Annotated in this window: 14 protein-coding genes and 1 pseudogene; 4 read left to right on the top strand and 11 right to left on the bottom strand. The window is 69.9% G+C overall.

What is annotated here, in order from left to right; translation table 11 throughout:
• Positions 1-2: 2 nt before the first annotated feature.
• From OG496_RS53955 to OG496_RS53935, 5 genes are all read right to left on the bottom strand, one after another.
• Positions 3-662, bottom strand: coding sequence for a response regulator (locus tag OG496_RS53955; RefSeq protein ID WP_405976318.1), 660 nt, complete (start codon positions 660-662; stop codon positions 3-5).
• Positions 659-1852 carry a sensor histidine kinase gene (locus OG496_RS53950; RefSeq protein ID WP_405976317.1) on the bottom strand — a complete coding sequence of 398 codons (1194 nt, stop codon included), beginning with the start codon at positions 1850-1852 and terminating at the stop codon, positions 659-661. Before OG496_RS53950 ends, OG496_RS53955 begins: the two co-directional genes overlap by 4 nt.
• 136 nt (positions 1853-1988) lie before the next feature.
• Positions 1989-2426: a TAXI family TRAP transporter solute-binding subunit gene (locus OG496_RS53945; protein WP_405976316.1), complete on the bottom strand. Its 438-nt coding sequence runs from the start codon at positions 2424-2426 to the stop codon at positions 1989-1991.
• Between the two features lie 125 nt (positions 2427-2551).
• Positions 2552-2977, bottom strand: a complete 426-nt coding sequence (locus OG496_RS53940; protein ID WP_405976315.1) for a hypothetical protein — start codon at positions 2975-2977, stop codon at positions 2552-2554.
• Between the two features lie 349 nt (positions 2978-3326).
• Positions 3327-5630 carry a glycosyl hydrolase family 95 catalytic domain-containing protein gene (locus OG496_RS53935; protein ID WP_405976314.1) on the bottom strand — a complete coding sequence of 768 codons (2304 nt, stop codon included), beginning with the start codon at positions 5628-5630 and terminating at the stop codon, positions 3327-3329.
• Positions 5631-6255: 625 nt separating this feature from the next.
• Between OG496_RS53935 and OG496_RS53930 the strand changes: the two genes are divergently transcribed.
• The gene (locus OG496_RS53930; protein ID WP_405976313.1) at positions 6256-6540 is read left to right on the top strand and encodes a hypothetical protein; all 285 of its coding nucleotides are present in this window, start codon (positions 6256-6258) and stop codon (positions 6538-6540) included.
• Between the two features lie 495 nt (positions 6541-7035).
• Complete coding sequence (locus OG496_RS53925) at positions 7036-7512, top strand: hypothetical protein (protein ID WP_405976312.1); 477 nt, start codon at positions 7036-7038, stop codon at positions 7510-7512.
• 698 nt (positions 7513-8210) lie between these two features.
• Here OG496_RS53925 and OG496_RS53920 read toward each other — a convergent pair.
• On the bottom strand, positions 8211-8909 hold the full coding sequence (locus OG496_RS53920; protein WP_405976311.1) for a response regulator: 699 nt from the start codon (positions 8907-8909) through the stop codon (positions 8211-8213).
• Positions 8906-10153 (bottom strand): sensor histidine kinase, encoded by a 1248-nt coding sequence (locus OG496_RS53915; protein ID WP_405976310.1) that lies wholly within the window; start codon positions 10151-10153, stop codon positions 8906-8908. Before OG496_RS53915 ends, OG496_RS53920 begins: the two co-directional genes overlap by 4 nt.
• A gap of 131 nt (positions 10154-10284) precedes the next feature.
• Between OG496_RS53915 and OG496_RS53910 the strand changes: the two genes are divergently transcribed.
• Complete coding sequence (locus OG496_RS53910; RefSeq protein WP_405976309.1) at positions 10285-10851, top strand: class I SAM-dependent methyltransferase; 567 nt, start codon at positions 10285-10287, stop codon at positions 10849-10851.
• A 350-nt stretch (positions 10852-11201) separates the two neighbouring features.
• Here OG496_RS53910 and OG496_RS53905 read toward each other — a convergent pair.
• Together OG496_RS53905 and OG496_RS53900 are read right to left on the bottom strand one after the other, a co-directional pair.
• Positions 11202-11372, bottom strand: a pseudogene (locus OG496_RS53905) (helix-turn-helix domain-containing protein); the annotation flags it as partial.
• Between the two features lie 71 nt (positions 11373-11443).
• Positions 11444-11809, bottom strand: a complete 366-nt coding sequence (locus OG496_RS53900; protein WP_405976308.1) for a VOC family protein — start codon at positions 11807-11809, stop codon at positions 11444-11446.
• A gap of 100 nt (positions 11810-11909) precedes the next feature.
• Here OG496_RS53900 and OG496_RS53895 point away from each other — a divergent pair, with 100 nt between their 5' ends.
• Positions 11910-12875 (top strand): helix-turn-helix transcriptional regulator, encoded by a 966-nt coding sequence (locus OG496_RS53895; protein ID WP_405976307.1) that lies wholly within the window; start codon positions 11910-11912, stop codon positions 12873-12875.
• 237 nt (positions 12876-13112) lie between these two features.
• On the opposite strand, the gene OG496_RS53890 is transcribed toward OG496_RS53895, so the two are convergent.
• Positions 13113-14480 carry a cation:proton antiporter gene (locus OG496_RS53890; protein ID WP_405976306.1) on the bottom strand — a complete coding sequence of 456 codons (1368 nt, stop codon included), beginning with the start codon at positions 14478-14480 and terminating at the stop codon, positions 13113-13115.
• A 793-nt stretch (positions 14481-15273) separates the two neighbouring features.
• Positions 15274-16155: an NAD(P)H-binding protein gene (locus OG496_RS53885; RefSeq protein ID WP_405976305.1), complete on the bottom strand. Its 882-nt coding sequence runs from the start codon at positions 16153-16155 to the stop codon at positions 15274-15276.
• Positions 16156-16236 lie beyond the last annotated feature (81 nt).

The following is a 16236-nucleotide window of genomic DNA, read 5'->3' as shown; positions in this document are numbered from 1 at the left end:
TGTCAGGGGCGGTGCGGCTGCACGAGGCCATGGTCGTAGGCGGCGACGACGGCCTGGACACGATCGCGTAGGCCCAGTTTGCGCAGTACCGCGGTGACATGGTTCTTGACGGTGGCCTCCGACAGGCGCAGCCGCTCGGCAATCTCCGCGTTCGACAGCGCCTGCCCGATCAGGGTGAACACCTCCCGCTCGCGGCCGGAGAGATCCCGCAGGGAGGGCGGCGCCGCCGCGTCGGGCGTGGTGCGCAGGAACCGGTCGAGGACGCGGCCCAGCACGGCCGGTGCCAGCAGCGCGTCGCCGCGCGCGGTGAGGCGGATCGCGTCGACGAGTTCGGTGGGGCGCATGTCCTTGAGCAGGAAACCGCTCGCCCCCGCCCGCAGCGCGGCGAGCACGTGCGCGTCCAGGTCCCAGGTGGTCAGCACGAGCACCCGGGCCGCACTGCCCGACTCCGCGATCCGCCGGGTCGCCTCGATGCCGTCCATGACAGGCATGCGTACGTCCATCAGCACCACGTCAGGTGCCAGTTCCCGCGTCAGCCGCACCGCCTCCCGGCCGTCAGACGCCTCACCGACCACCTCCAGGTCGTCCCGGGCGTCGATGATCATGCGGAATCCGGTACGGACCAGGGCCTGATCGTCGGCCACCACCACACGCAGCGTCATGACACGCGCTCCACCGGCAGCCGCGCCGCCACCTCGAACCCGCCCTGGGGCAACGGACCGGCGCGCAGGCTGCCACCCACGAGCCGTGCCCGCTCCTTCATCCCCACCAGACCGCGTCCCGCTCCCGCCGCGTCCGAACGGCCTTGTGGCGTACGCCCGTTGTCGACCACCGAGATCTTCACGCACTCCCTTTCGACCGTCACGCACACGCCCACCTCGTCGGCGCCGACCGCGTGACGCAGCGTGTTGGTGAGAGCCTCCTGGACGATCCGGTACGCCGCCAGGTCCACCACGGCCGGCAGCCCGTCGAAGGCGCCCTCGCGGTGCACGCTCACGGTCATCCCGGTCGCCCGCACGGGGTCGGCCAGCCCGTCCAGGCGGGCGAGCGAGGGCCCCGGCTCCAGCTGCTCACGGGCCGCCCCGCCGCCCCCGGCCTGTTCGGCCTCCCCGGGCTCGGGTCCGAACGCCTGTAATAGCAGGCGCAGTTCCCCGAGCGCCGAGCGGGCGCCCGCCTCGATGGCCCGCAGCGCCTGACGGGCCTGGTCGGGGCGTTCCGCGAACACATCGTCCGCGGCACCCGCCTGGATGAGCATCACGGAAAGTGTGTGCGCCACCACGTCGTGCACCTCGCGCGCGATCCGCGCCCGTTCCTCGACCACGGCCCGGCGCATCTCCGCTGCCGTCCGTGCATGCTGCGCCCGGCGCCATTGGCCCACGGTCCACGCGAGGACCACCGCCAGCAGACAGACCGCCACCCCCGTGGGGCCACCCCCTGCCCCGAACGCCAGCGGCACCGGCAAGCACATTGCCGCGAGCGCCCGCACCGACGCCCGCCGCGGCCTGGTGGCCGACAGCACGCACAACGTGACCTGCGCCGCGAGCAGCGCCCCCGTCAAGGACACCGAGGGCAGCAGCGACCACACCGCGATCCCCGTCGCCGCGTTCACTGCGAGTACGGCGACCGGGGCCCGCACCTGCCGTCTCAGGGCGCAGACCTGCACAAGAACCAGGGCCACGGCCACGAACAGTCGCCAACCGCGCTCCGCGCCGGCGACGAGCACCGCGGTACCGGGTACGGCGAGCACCAGACCGGCCGACCCCCACCACAGCGCCCGCACCGCCCGCGGCGACAGCTCGCTCCGCGCCTCCCCGGCGAACACATCGCCCGGCTGTCTGCTGCTGCGGTCCACTCCCCCACCCTATCCAGCGGCCACGGCGCGACCCGTGGACCCGCAGGTCACAATGAGCGCTGGTCACTGGTACCGCGATACACCGGCAAGGTCGTCATCGACGATCCGGCCGGATGCCCGGAACGTCGTCCAGGGCTCAGCCGTGCAGCGCACGGTAGGCCGCGATCGCCCCTGGGTGCAGAGGGACGGCGCCGGTGCCGATGAGGCTGCGGACGTCGAGGAACTGGGTGCCGACGGCGTTGGGGGGAACGAGTTCGGTTGCGCGCTGGACCAACAGACGGGTGAGCGCCTCGGCCACGCTGCGGGGCAGCTCGGGGCACACCAGCAGGTTGAACACTCCGATGGTGGCGACCCCGCCCGCCGCCCGGTACGCGCCCTGCGGCAGGGACACCTCTTCCAGGCCCGAGCCCGCCTGGCCGCCCTGTCCGCCCAGCCGGGGCAGCAGACCGGCCAGCGGCAGGAAACGCAGACCGAACCGGTTATCGAGTTCGGACAGAGCCGGCAGCAGTACGCCGCCCGCCACGAGCAACGCGTCGACCGAGCCCGCTCTCAGAGCGTCGGCCAGCGGGTCCATGGTCACCCCCATCGCGAACCTGCAGTACAACGGCGCAGCACCCCAACCGCAGCAGCCACCCCCGTCCGGTAGTTGATCGCTTGGGCGGCCGCAAGTCCCGGCTACCGGTGATCAGGTGTGGCTGATCAGACGGGGATCCAGTCAGGCCACGATGGCGGAACGTTACTCACGGGGCAGAGGCCGGAGTCGCCGGGATAGCCGTCCAGCGTCCCCCGGGTCGCGAAGAACCACCATGCCAACCACACCGTCGCGACAACCACCAGCAGCGTCGGCAGTGCGACGCGGACCGCCGTCGGCGCGGGAAGCACCAGGCGGCGGCCGATGGCCCGAGCCACGAGCCCAACGAGTGCTTCGCCTCCCACGACAAGAGGGAACAGGAAGTTGAGTTCGAAGCGTCCGCCGGCGTCGTAACCCGCGTCGCAGTATGCGCGCGCCCAGACGGTCAGGGACCAGGCGACGCAACCCGTAGCAGCTCCGAACAGCGCGGAGCCCGCCCAGGGGAGACAGGAGGTGGATCTCAGCTCGGCTGTGTGCACGACATGACACGACATCGAACGCACCATTCACGGTTCCGAGATGGGCGCGGGTGAGTGTCCAACTGCGTGACAACGCCGACGGACAACGGCGGACGAGCACGGACGCCTGCGGACTATCAGCCAGTTGAGAGGCACACCAGCCCAAGGCGGCTCCCCCGCCGAAGTTGCTTCACGGCGAAGGACTGTCGACCACACCACCGTCCAGCCGGGCGGTTTTCGGGCGACCTCAACTGCCATCGCCCGAAGATCGACAGTCGCCCTGCGTGCACACTCACACGAAGTGGACCGGAGCCCGTTGAGAGCTGTGCGGCCACCTGGTAGGCCATCTCGGACTCCACAACACGTCGGCGTTACTCCGGGTCCGCTACGGCAGGCCCCAGGCGGGGCCCGGCTCGCTGACGGCGACGGGCGCGATGACGAGGTCGGGGCGGGAGCCGGAGTGGACGAGGACCTCGCGGCCCCGGGGCAGGTCGACGGCGAGAATGCCCTCGCCCAGATCACGGGTGTGGGCGGCAGTACCGTCGTCCAGCAGCACGGTGAGGGTCCCGGTGAGACCGTGCCGGAGCTTGAGCGGCTCGCCCGCCAGACTCCTGATCCGGATGAACCGGGTGGCCCCCGCTCTTCGGACGGCGCTGACCAGGAAAGCGCCCTGGGTCCGGAAGTCGTGCAGGGTGACATCCGACCAGGAGGACGGGACGGCCGGGAAGACGCGGATCACGCCGCCCCAGCTCTGGCAGAACATGTCGTGCAGGGACTGCGAGGCGGACAGCGGCGTCTCGATGACCGGACCGGCCTCGGTGTAGTGCGTGTTGGCACGGCAGGGGTAGCGTGTGGCGGGGTCGAAGAACTTCCGCAGGTACGTGATCGCGGTGTCACCGTCGCCGGTCATCGCGTACATCGAGGCGGCCCCGGTGTAGCTGTAGCCCCGGTGGGCGCCGGTCAGCGCGTGCCAGTGGGTCACCGACTTCGCGATCAGGTCGCGGCTGCCGGGCTGGTCCCAGTTGACGAGATAGAGCGGATACACCATCAGCAGGTGCGAGTAGTGCCGGTGGGACTGCGCGTACGGGGTGTCGGCGCCGATCATGAAGCCGTTGTCGTCGACCGGGTACGGCGTGAGCCTGGCCAGCACCTCCTGCCATCGGGGGATCAACTCCTCGTCGACTGCGAGCAGTTCGGCGGACTCGATGAGCGTCTGGCAGCCCCAGCGGATCAGGGCCAGGTCGTAGTTGGTGTCCTGTGGCGGCACGACGGGGTATTCGGGCGAGAGCGTGCTGGGCAAGTGGAGTCTGCCGTCGCTGCCCGGGGTGAGGAAGTGCAGGTAGTAGTTGATCGCCCGGCGCAGCACGGGATAGATCGTGTCGCGCAGCAGCGCCTTGTCCATGCTGTGCCGGTAGGACAGCCACACGTTGTGCAGCGCCCAGGTGAGGTCGCCGGTCTCGGCGCCGGTTCCGGGCTCGCCCACGCCTCGGTTGGCGAACATGTCGGAGCTGCGGCCGATGCCGGAGCTGTCTGCGCGGTAGGCGGGGGGCACGTTGGCGGCGAGCTGTTCCTGGTTCTGGCGCAGCGTGGTGGCGAGCGCGTCCAGCTCAGGGTGGTTGAAGCCGTGGATGAGCCAGTACTCCAACTGGACGTTGAGGTTCCACCAGACCGCGGGCCAGGGTGTGGGCTCCAGCCACGGCCCGGAGGTGGCCATGACGGGGCCGTCGGCGCGGCTGGCGGAGGCGACCTTGTAGAGCTGGATCCAGTGGAAGCTCTGCAGACGCTGGTCGGGGAACGAGACGAAGCTCTTGCGGTAGAACGTGTGCCACCACTGAGTGTGGCGTCGCCTGAGGGCGCTGTAGGACGCTGCACGCCGGAGGTTGCGCAGCGAGTCGGCTTCGGCGGCCGTGCCCGAGGGCGAGCTGTGCCCGACGCTGAGCAGCAGGTCGTGGCCGGTGCGGCGGTAAGCGGTGGCGGTCTGGCCGCCGGTGAGGGGCTGGAGCACCTGCTCGGTGCCATCGGCGGAACTCCGGGTGATCCAGGGCGGGTTGGCGGTGTAGCCGGAGGGCGGGGCCTCACTGATGTGCCGAGGGCTGAGGGCCTCTTCGGGGTGAAACGTCCAGGTGACCCGTTCGCCGCCGCCGGCCGTCACACGGGCGGCGAAGACCTCGTCGTGGATCAGGGCGGAGAGGGTGAGCGTGCCCGCGGTGGTGGTGACGGTACCGGTGAGCTCGGCGTTCCACAGACTCAGCCGCCAGTCGACGGACGTGATGGTGCCGAGCGGTTCAAGTGTGAGGTGGCCGACCGGCAGGCGACAGGTGCCCCAGCCGCTGCCGAACTCGGGCCGGTGGTCCTGGACACGGCCGTGCTGGACGGTGAAGCGGACCTGATTGGCGCCCGGCTCCTGGTACACCATGCTGCCGAGCAGCCCGTCGCCCAGGAACGGCCCCTCGTACCAGACAGTGGGCAGTCTGCTCCACAGCAGATCCTGGCCCCGCAGGAATCCTTCCCAAGCGCCGTCGGTGCTCATGGTGTCGCGAAGTCTCCAAGCGCTTTTCCCGGACCGGGACACCGGCACGGGCTCTTCGGCGTGGGCGGTCCCGGGCAGGGCCGCAGCAACTCCTCCCAACGCGGTGCCGAGTACGACTCTGCGGGGCACCGGCAAGTGCTTCCCCGGCTGCGAGGTCATCATCGTCCTCCAGAACTGACGGTCCCTAATACATCGGGTGTATCGAGGAACCTAGGCACGCTCCGTACACCTGTCAACGACTCAGGTGGCGAGCAAATCAGTCACTAAAGCAGCGAGAATGCGTGTCGGACATTTGCATGCCCACCCCAAGATCTTTGGTCGAAGTTCTTGACTCCTCCGATGTATTGCAGTTGCCTGCGTTCGCGTTACTCACCGCGCATTCCGCGCTCGGCAGGCGGCCGACCCCCACCGGAAACCGGAAGGACGGACCACTCACGGGTGAGGGCGCGGGGCACATCTGAGGCCTGAGGCTTCACGGAGACCGGGGCCTCGGCAGGAGTGGCCGGCGGCGCGGCGGTCACCGGTGGTACTGGTGCGGCGACCATCGCGGGCGCCACAGCTACCGTCAGGGCGGTGGGACGGTGCGAAGCCTTCACGCCGTCGGCGATGGCCGGGGCGACCGGCCGGCCGGTCCCGGGCTACCCCACCCGCGCGGCCCTGCTGGACTGGCTGGGCAACACCGCCTACGACGCCGACAACGCGTGCGTCGCCTCCGATGAACGAACCCCGGACAGCGCGTTCCGCGCGTTGCGACCCGTGTTCTACCGCGCTGTGCGCTCACTCCTTGGGGACGATCACGAGGAGGCAGGCCACCCTCGTCGCCACCATCCCTCTGGCCCGGCACTTGCTTCTCACCGGGCACCGGGATGAACTGGCCGACCACGCCCGCTTCCCGCTGACCACCAGCACCCACCGCCGCCGACGCGACCGCGTGCTGGAAGCCTTGACGGAGTGGGGTCACGATGTCAGCGGCCTGGACAACGCGGACGGCGTCGCGGTCCGGGAACACCGGACCCGGCAGAGAGCGGAACGCTGGACGGGCGGCTGCGCCGATGATCTTCCGCTCTGACTCCAACTCGAACCCGGGAAAGTACGGGCTGTCCCACTCCGAGCAGGTGTCGTCAGGACTTGAGGCGATCCGCGTCGCGTGACAGGTCCAGGCACCGGATGCAGGCATGCGGCGGCATCACGCGGGCCAGTTGCCGGGCTTCGTGCTCGTCGCGCACCGACAACGTCCAGGAACTCCAACTGCAGTGACAGGAAGGCTAGTTCAGGGCAGGGACGCACGATCCCGTACAAGCCACGCCACCGTCCCACCGTGCACACCAGTGGCGCGAACCTTTGGCCCACCGGACAATCCACGTCGCTGATCCGATCTGCTTCCTCGCGTACGCAGTCGGCCAGATTTCAACTATGCCGTTCCGTGTTGCTCGCGTATCAATGGGGAGCGCAAGTTCCGACGGACCGTCAGATTCGATCCCCCGCAGTGTGCCCGCACCCACTCGGCCCGGGGTCGCCATCCCACACATGGCACTCCCACCACCGGGAAGGGAACACGACTCCCATGAAGCGATTAACCACAGGTGCGGCACTCACGGCTGGGCTCATTGCCGCCACGACTCTGGCCTTCGCGCCCTCCGCGTCCGCCGCCGTCACCCCAGGCTCCGCCACCATCACCGCCGCCTGCGGCATCTTCGGCGGCGGCACGGCCACACTGACCGCGACCCAGGTCAGCAGTACTTCAGCCACCATCACCCTCAGCTCCACCGCCATCACCACGCCGCTCGCCCTGTCGGCGAACTCCATCAGCTCCACGCTCACCATGACCAACTCCACCGGCGCCAACCGGGTGTTCAGCGGCACCGTGAACCCGGCCATACCCGCCGGCGGCGCGGTCACCGTCGGTCCGCTTCCCGGCACCGTGGCCGTCGGCGACAGCCTGGACTTCTACAAGGGCTCACTGAAGATGGTCATCTTCGGCATCTCCGTCACCTGTACGTCGAACGCCGCCCAGACGCCTGGGCCCTTCGTCTTCAGCTGAGCCTGCCGTGAGTGAGTGATTCGTTCCCGATGCCGCAAGGACTGATGGGCCTGACGATCTGTCATGTTCTTGCGGCATCTCCACCGACTTCCAGGAGCCGCCGCACCCGCGCCTGCGGAGAACCGAACCGTCGCTCCGGGCGGACGACGCCCTGGCCGCACCGGGATAAGACCCCGCAAGGCTTCCACCCGGAGCGACGCCGTACCAGTCGCGAGATTCCCACGAGCGCCGCGCACCACGCGTACACCCCCCGAACACACCTTCGGCGTTCTCGGCACCGAGAAAATCCCTGTTCAGGCGGCGGCCTGGAGCAACGGCCTCGCCCCCCATGTCACACGTGGCTCTCATCGTCACGGGAACCCACACCGGCGAGATCCGGGCGACCGCAGCCCCGTCACACCTGTTCGTCCCCGCGCAGCCACACGGCCGACTGCCGCCGGCCACGCACCGGCCCGACCGGCACTCCCCTGCGCTTGTACCCCGACGACATCCTCGCCACAGCGGAGATGGCCGCCGAACACGAGCGCCTCCGCCGGCTGCTAGGGCCTCGGCACGAAGTAAGGGTTCCGGACACACTGTGTGCAGTCCAGGAATCCAGCCCGCGATCTTCCCCACCCGCTCTGCACGCAGTGTGCGATACGACCTCTCATACGCTCACCGCGACGATGCGGGCCACCGGCGGAATGCCTGTCATCGGCTCAGTCCCCGACCCGTACCAGCCCGCTCTCGTAGGCGAAGATCACCGCCTGGATACGGTCCCGGAGGCCGAGTTTGGTCAGGATCCTGCCGAGGTGGGTCTTCACGGTCGTCTCCCCGACGAAAAGGCGGCCCGCGATCTCGCCGTTGGCCAGTCCCCGGGCCACCAGGGCAAGGACGTCCCGTTCCCGCTCGGTGAGAGCCGCCAGACGGCCACGCTGGGCGGACACGGACGCGGGGGCATGCAGGACGAAACGTTCGACCAGGCGCCGGGTCAACGACGGCGCCACCATGACCTCGCCCCGCAGCACCGCACGGACGGTCACCAGGATCTCCTCGGCGGGGGCGTCCTTGACGAGGAAGCCGTTCGCGCCGGCACGCAGGGCCGCGTAGGCATATTCATCGAGGTCGAAGGTGGTGACGACGAGGATGCGGGGCCCGTCGGGCTGTGCGCAGAGGTGTTCGGTGGCTGCGAGCCCGTCCAGACCGGGCATGCGTACGTCCATCAGGACGAGGTCCGGCTTCAGGGCGGCCACCCCCGCGATCGCCGCGTCGCCGTCGGCGGCCTCGCCCACCACGGTGAGATCGGGCTGGCTGTCGACGACCATGCGCAGCCCCATCCGGATCAGTTCCTGATCGTCGCAGATCAGCACCCGGGACGATGACACGGTGCGTTTCAAGGTCGGGGTCGGGTCGGTCATGGGGTCACCCTGGTGGGCTCCGGGACGCCAGGGCGCAGGGTTGCGGCGACCCGGTAGCCGCCCTCGGGTGTGGGCCCGGCGTCGACACGCCCGCCGTACAGGGCGGTGCGCTCACGCATGCCGGTGAGTCCGCGACCGGACGGCAGCAGCGGGGCGGGACGCCCGGCTGCTCCGGCTGAGTTCTCCACCTTGACGCGGACCAGCCGCCCGGGCCCCTGCCTGCCGGTGTCGACCCGCACATGAACCGTGGCGTCCGGCGGCGCGTGCTTGACGACGTTGGTGAGCGCCTCCTGCACGATGCGGTACGTCTGCACAGTGAGATCCGCCGGAAGGCCGCCGTATTCTCCGCGAAGGTCCAGCAGGGCGCGCCTGCCGCTCGTGTTGAGGCGTTCGACCAGCCGCCGCAGATCGGCCGGGAGGTGTTCGGTAGCCGCACCGGAGCCCGAGTCGCCGATCGAGGCGTCCGCGTCGGGGGTACGCAGCACCTCCAGCAGCCGGCGCAGTTCGCCCAGTGCCTCACGGCCGGTCGCGCTGATGACGCCGAGCGTGCGATCGACGACGGCGGGGTCGACGTGCCGCATCAGCCGGCCGCCCTCAGCGTTCAGCACCATCACGCTGACACTGTGCGCGAGGACATCGTGGATCTCCCGGGCAATGCGCGCCCGCTCCTCGGCGACGGCGACCCTGGCCAGGGCGAGGCGCTCCGACTCGGCGAGCACGGCCCGCCGCTCGAACTCGGCGATGTAGGCGCGCCGGGCACGGACGTACTCCCCGAACACCCAGGCCCCGGCCAGCAGGAGCCCCACCGCGAGCGGAGTGAGCCAGGCCCCCCGGGCGCCCGGGCCGCCGTAGTCCCGCTGCCAGGCGGGAATCCACAGCACAACGCAGCCGGCGGCACAGACCACCGTCGCCGCGGCGGCGCGGCGCAGGCCACGCACCGTGAGGGTGGCCACGACCGCGGCCAGGGCGACAGCGCCGCGTCCTGGTTCCTGTCCCCACACCTGCCCGAGGAACTGCGCCCAGAACGCCGCCGTCACCAGGGTCGCGACGAGCACAGGCCGACGGCGGCGCCACAACAGCGGCAACACCAGGGCTACATACACACCCGCCTGCGCCCACACCGGCCGCCAGCCCGGCTGCGGTCGGATCACCGGCGGCACCGCCACGAGCGCCACCAGCAGGACATCCGTCAGCCACGGGCGGCCCCGCCGCAGGCGGGACAGGGTCTCGATCAGCCGATACACCACCTCACGCTACGGCCGGGGCCACTCCCCCACATCCTCCCGGCGGGCGTCACGGGGTCCTCCCATGGTCGTACACGGACCGGCCGAGGACACGACGCACGGCCACCCGAAGTGCTTCGACCATGGCCGCCATGTCGATCACCGCCGAATTCCTCCGACGCCCCCTCATGACCGGTGCCGTAGCAGCCAGTTCACGACGGCTCGCGTACGCGATGACCGAGGGCATCGGCCTCGAAAAGGCCCGGCTCGTGGTCGAACTCGGCCCGGGAACAGGGGTGTTCACCGACGCGATCCTCGCCCGGCTCGCATCCGACGCGCGACTTGTCGCGATCGAGCTCAACCCGGCACTCGCGGCACGCCTGTCGGCCACCCGGCGCGACACACGCCTGACCGTGAAACAGGGTTCGGCCGCCGAACTGGCCACCACGGTGGGCGAACCTGCCGACGCGGTGGTCTCCGGGCTGCCCTGGACCGTCATGCCGCGCGAACAGCGCAAGCACATCCTGGACGCCGTGACCGAAGTCCTCACGCCAGGCGGTCGCTTCACCACCTTCGCCTACCTCCACGCGGCCTGGACCCCACCCGCCCGCCACTTCACCGCCGAACTCTCCCGTCGCTACAGCCGGTTGGAACGCTCGACCGTGGTCTGGGCGAACCTCCCACCCGCCTTCGTACACCGCGCCACCCACACCCCATAACCACAACCACCACAGCCGCACGACACGGCAGTCGCGCAGGATCTTCCAACTCTCCCGCGTTGACTGTCTGCTGAGCCCTTAATCGCGCCGGGGCACCTGAGCCGTCTGAGGCGTGTGGAGTGAAGGTGTGCAGTGGGATGTGGCGTTGGTGACGTCTGTCCCTAATCCGGTGCCGCAGTTGGCTCGGCAGCGCTACGACAGGGGGTCGGCAGCCCAAGGGAGAGGGCGGGCATGGGCGCGATACAGCTGTCCCGTCAGGCGGCGCAGTCCGAGTCCGCTGCGCCGGCCAACCTCACCTCGGCGCAGGCTGCTTACGAGCGGAGGGTGCGTGAGCTGGATCAGCTGATTGCGCGGCTGCGCAATCCCGCATCACCGTGTAGCCGCCGGCGATTTACCCACGTGCCGGCGCATGCGCGAGAGATGCCCATCTCGGCGGCGCCGTGAGCGATGGGACGCGTCCGGCACCGCTTCGCAAGCCGCCTACGGCCCTCGCCGCTCAGGGGCGCATTCGCGTGGGGCACTCGTCGTCCTCTCGAAGTCGGACGACGGCAGGCGCGACACCTGTCGTGCGCGCCTGTCGCATTGCGGCCTTTCAGCCCCGCGGTGCGACGCGGATACGGTTCCCGTCAGGATCGGCTGCGAGGAAGGTCAGCCCGAACCCCGCATCATAAGGCTCGCGCAGGATCGTGACCCCCTTGGAATTCCACTGCTCAAAGGTCGCGTTGAGCTCGTCGGGTCCACCGTCGACGGCCAGGCACACCTCACTGGTGCGCGGGACGTCCGGTGACAGATCCTCGAACTGGCCGGACCACAGACCGAGGTCAGCGCCTGGCCCGAGGTCGAAGGTGATGTATCCCGAAGTCTCGAACGAGGGGCTCATGCCGAGGAGGTCGCCGTAGAAACGAGCCGCGGCGGGAGCGTCGTTCACGTAGACGATGGATACGACGGATGTGGTCATGATTGTTCCTTCTCACAGGCTCGCAGGTGGTAGGTACGCATCCGCCAGCCTGACCGGGATATGCGCCGCATCATGTCGCAATTCCTGAAAAAATTGGTGCGTGACCCCAGACCGCTTCTTCACCCTGATGCTGCTCCTCGAATCGAGGGATGCAGTGACCACACAGGAACTCGCCTCAGCGCTCGGGGTGTCCCTTCGAACCATCACCCGAGACCTGAACTGGCTCCGCGACGCCGGTCTGCCGGTGACCGCACACCGGGGCCGCCTCGGAGGCGTGACCATGCTGCCCGGGTCCGGGCTCGACCTCACGCGACTCACACCGGGCGAGCGTGATCATCTGTCGCTCACCGGGCTGGATGAGAAGCAACGTGCGGAGCTCGACGCATCGGGCGAAAGCCGGCGCGCGCTCTCCAAGATCGCCGCTGCACAGCCACGCCGAGTTCATAAGCTCCTGCCGCTCACCGACGTAGTGCACGTGGACAGCCGTCCCTGGCGTCAGGCACGAGCTTCCGGCACGACTCCGGCTTCGCTGATCGGCACAGTGCGGCGAGGTCGCCGGCTACGGATCGAGTACGACAGCCCACGCGAGTCATGCCCACGCGACCTGGTCGTGGATCCCTACGGGCTGTTCGCCAAGGCCGGCATCTGGTACCTCGTCGCCGACTGCGCCCGAGTGCCACGGATGTACCGACTCGAACGGATCACGACGTGGAAAGAAGTCGACCAGCCGCGACGGATCCGCGAGAGCCAGACCCTGGCCACCGTCGCCGCAGCGCTCATTGGCCAGTGGGAGCACAACCACGCGATAGAGGTCAGCGCCACCATCGACCAGACCCAGATCGAGCGAGCGCAACGGATCTTCGGCCTACGACTCGTCCCGGACGACCATGAAGAATCCGCCACCGGCCACAGGGTAACGATCCGCTTCCTGCATCTGGAGGACGTGCGAGCACTGCTGCCGTTCGGGAGCGCCATCACTGTGCACGGCCCCACCGAAGCCAGGGCTCACCTCCGCCACCTCGCCACCCATCTTGCCCACCACTACGCGCCGTCACCAACGTCCTGACCCGCAACAGCCAGAGCCTGGTGGCGCAGACGAAGCCGAGAGAGCGGAGTCCTTCGGCCCTGCGTGAGCCGGACGCTGCGGACGAGGGACGACCGGAGGGCGGGCGCCTCACCGCCGGGGCCGTCTCGACCGCGTCGTTCGTGCTGGGCCCGAGCTCGCAGAGGGTGCCGAGCCGGTGGCCGGTCACCTGGTGAGGCCCTCCAGACCCCTCAGGACGAGGATGCTGGGGTAGGCCGGTCACGTCCTACCGGTCGGCTGCGGAGCGGTCGGCGCTCGCCGTCCAGGAGGCGAGGAGGCGCAGGGCGTCGTGGGAGGGGGTGCCGGGTTCGGCGGTCCAGACGACGAGCTGCTGCTCGGGGTCACCAGCGCAGCACAGAGCATCCCAGTCGAGGGGCCGGTGTCCGCGGGGCGGCCGATGATCCAGCTCAGCAGCGGGCCCGCCATCACGGTCGTGACGACGGCCATGACCACCATCAGCGAGTACAGGTCCCGGCCCAGGAAGCCCAGTTGCAGGCCGACGTTGAGGACGATGAGCTCGGTCAGGCCGCGGGTGTTCATCAGCGTCGCAAGCGCGGCGGACTGCCGCGCCGGCAGCCGATTCAGACGGGCCGCAGCGAACGCGCCGGTGAACTTGCCGCCCACCGCCACCAGCAGGATGAGCCCCAGCGTGCCCAGCCCAGCCGCGTCCAGGCGGGACAGGTCGACCTGGAGACCGGCAATCAGGAAGAACACCGGCAGGAGCAGGGTGTCGCTCAACTCGCCCAGCCGCTCGTGGACATCGGCGCGCAGTCGTTCGCCGCCGGTGCGCGGCAGGATCACGCCGAAGAGGAACGCACCGAAGATGTAGTGCAGGCCCACCCACTCGGTGGCGGCGGCCGACAGCAGCAGGCCTACCAGGACGGCCGCGAACACTGTCGGGGTCAGCGTCAGGGCGGGGCAGCGGGCCACGAAGCGGCGCAGCAGGGGCCGTACGACGAAGAGCACGCCCAGCAGGTAGGGAACGGCGAGAAAGATGCGCCACTGGTCGGGGCCGGCCGAACCGCTGACGGCGACCGCACCGGCCAGCAGCGACCAGGCCAGGACGTCGTCGATGGACGCGCAGGCCAGCGCCACCACGCCGAGCGGGGAGCGGGTCATGCCCCGGTCGGTGAGGATGCGGGCCAGTACCGGGAACGCCGTGATCGACATGGCGATGCCCATGAACAGCATGAACGCCGTCCGGTCACCGGTGCCGTAGTCATCCATCAGATACAGCGCGAGCAGCATGCCCAGGCCGAACGGCAGCAGGATGGAGCTGAACGACACGGTCGCGGCGAGGCTCCCGCTGCCGCGGATCGTCGCGGCGTCCCACTGCAGGCCGACCAAAAACATAAAGGACGCCACACCGACTGCCGCCAGGGCGCCCAGCAACGGCCGGATGCCGGCCGGGAACAGCGCGTCGCAGAGCGCCCCGTGGAAGAGGGTCGGGCCCAGCGCGATGCCGGCGAGGACCTCGCCGATCACCGCGGGCTGGTTCAGGCGCCGGGCCAGCGCGCCCAGCAGGCGGGCCAGCAGCACGATGGCGGCCAGGCCCAGGAGGAGGGAGGAGGTCTGATGGGTGGTCATGGCAATGGGTCTCCGTCTCCGTAGGGTGAGTCCGTCCCGGGAGCAGAGCAAGGGTGACGCCTCGGCACGCCAGCGGCGGACGGCCGGCGGGACAGGGCGGGACAGACGGAAAACCCGATGCCCACTGTGTGTGGTCACCGGGCTTCTCCTTAGAGACAGGGGGAGTTCGGGGGCGCGGGGGTCGGGCGGGGTAGGCGCCGTAACGGCGGTCGCGGGCGCGCAGGTCGCACAGAGCGGTCTCCAACTCGGCGCGAGTGATGTCAGGCATCAACCCCTCGGAGAAGCACAGCTCCGTGAGCAAGGAAACCCGGTCTGGCTTTCCTTGCTCGGCCCAGCGCGAACCTGCCGTCGGACGGATCCCCAGGGGGCCGTATCCGTCGACGACAAAGGTGCTGTCCGGGCGCTCGTTGATCACGTACTCGATCCGGTCCAGCCGGGCGCCGAACTCCGGGTCGGACGAGTCGTCACATTCCATCGACACGAGGTCAGTTACAGCAACCCGTGATCGTTTCCGGTCGCAGCACCGGCGAGGAGTGAACTCCCAGGCGGGCATGGCCACCGGCCGATACGGTGCCGTCCAGGGGCGGCCTGCCTCGGCCACGAGCCCCTTCGCCACCGGACACACACGGCGCGCCCCTTCCCGCCTCAGGGCCTGCGGGGACGTCGCGGCCGCCTCCACCGTGCCGCACCGCCAACGCCGTGCGGAAGTCGACCTACTGGGTCAACGGCATGACCTGCCGGAGCGGCACGCGGTGGACCAACAGCAGCCCAACCCCCTGTCCCGGGACGGGCGTTAAACCGTCCCCTGTCGCGTCCCGGACTCGTCCGGGGTCGCGGTGAACTCCTCGATATGGTCCTGAGCCCACCACCTGAAGGAACGGGCCGGACTCCCCGTTACCATCTCAACGGTGTCCTCCACCCGGGCCTTGGCGCCGGCCCTCTGCCGCTCCGCGCTCGCCAGAAGCGCCTCCACGACCGAGGGCGGCCAGCGCCCGCTCAGCGCGGCACGGGCCTCGTCCGAGGCCAGTTCCTCGAAACGCAGGGAGATGCCGAGCAGCCGACCCAGCTCACGCGTCTGGTCGACGGCGGTCAGGGCCCGCGGTCCGGTCAACGTGTAGGCATGTCCGGCGTGGCTCTCCTCGGTCAGGGCCCGTACCGCGACCTCGGCGATGTCGCGGGGGTCCACGCAGGCGTTGGGCGACGTCCCGTACAGCGCTCGGACGGTGCGCTCGTGGCGGACAGGGGCGGCCCAGGACAGGGAGTTGGACATGAACGCGCGCGGGCGCAGCAGGGTCCACTGCAGGCCACAGCCGCGCAACAGGTCCTCGTTGGCGCGCTGTCTGCGGGTGATCAGGTCGTCGGCCCCGGGATCCAGGACAGCCGCCGCGGAGAGTTTCACCACCCGCCGCACCCCGGCGGCGCGGGCGGCCGAGACAAAGCGGGCATCGTCGTCGCCGTCGACTCGCGTGGTGACGAGAAACGCCGTGCGCACCCCCTGCAGCGCCCGGGCCAGCGACGACGGGTCCGCGTAGTCTCCGACGACCACCTCCGTTCCCGGGAACATTCCTACGGCCTTCGCCGGGTCCCTGGTCATGACCCGCACGTGCAGGCCGGCAGGCAGGCCGCGGACCACTTCCCGCCCCACCGTCCCCGTCGCGCCCGTCACCAGGATCACCGGGCCCTCCACGCGCCCGGCCCGCCACGACCCCGTCTTCCGTCGTCAACCAACCCTCCACGCCTCCATCTCTCCATACGC

It is taken from the genome of Streptomyces sp. NBC_00988 (assembly GCF_045162645.1).
In the GTDB taxonomy this organism is placed as follows: domain Bacteria; phylum Actinomycetota; class Actinomycetes; order Streptomycetales; family Streptomycetaceae; genus Streptomyces.
The sequence above is the reverse complement of the archived record's forward strand: the minus strand, read 5'-3'. Positions and strand labels throughout refer to the sequence as shown.

Excerpts from the sequence above, each read along its gene's own strand:
- OG496_RS53955 (WP_405976318.1), bottom strand. The coding sequence starts at position 662 with ATGACGCTGCGTGTGGTGGTGGCCGACGATCAGGCCCTGGTCCGTACC.
- OG496_RS53945 (WP_405976316.1), bottom strand. The coding sequence starts at position 2,426 with ATGGACCCGCTGGCCGACGCTCTGAGAGCGGGCTCGGTCGACGCGTTG.
- OG496_RS53940 (WP_405976315.1), bottom strand. The coding sequence starts at position 2,977 with ATGTCGTGTCATGTCGTGCACACAGCCGAGCTGAGATCCACCTCCTGT.
- OG496_RS53935 (WP_405976314.1), bottom strand. The coding sequence starts at position 5,630 with ATGACCTCGCAGCCGGGGAAGCACTTGCCGGTGCCCCGCAGAGTCGTA.
- OG496_RS53925 (WP_405976312.1), top strand. The coding sequence starts at position 7,036 with ATGAAGCGATTAACCACAGGTGCGGCACTCACGGCTGGGCTCATTGCC.
- OG496_RS53920 (WP_405976311.1), bottom strand. The coding sequence starts at position 8,909 with ATGACCGACCCGACCCCGACCTTGAAACGCACCGTGTCATCGTCCCGG.
- OG496_RS53910 (WP_405976309.1), top strand. The coding sequence starts at position 10,285 with ATGTCGATCACCGCCGAATTCCTCCGACGCCCCCTCATGACCGGTGCC.
- OG496_RS53900 (WP_405976308.1), bottom strand. The coding sequence starts at position 11,809 with ATGACCACATCCGTCGTATCCATCGTCTACGTGAACGACGCTCCCGCC.
- OG496_RS53890 (WP_405976306.1), bottom strand. The coding sequence starts at position 14,480 with ATGACCACCCATCAGACCTCCTCCCTCCTCCTGGGCCTGGCCGCCATC.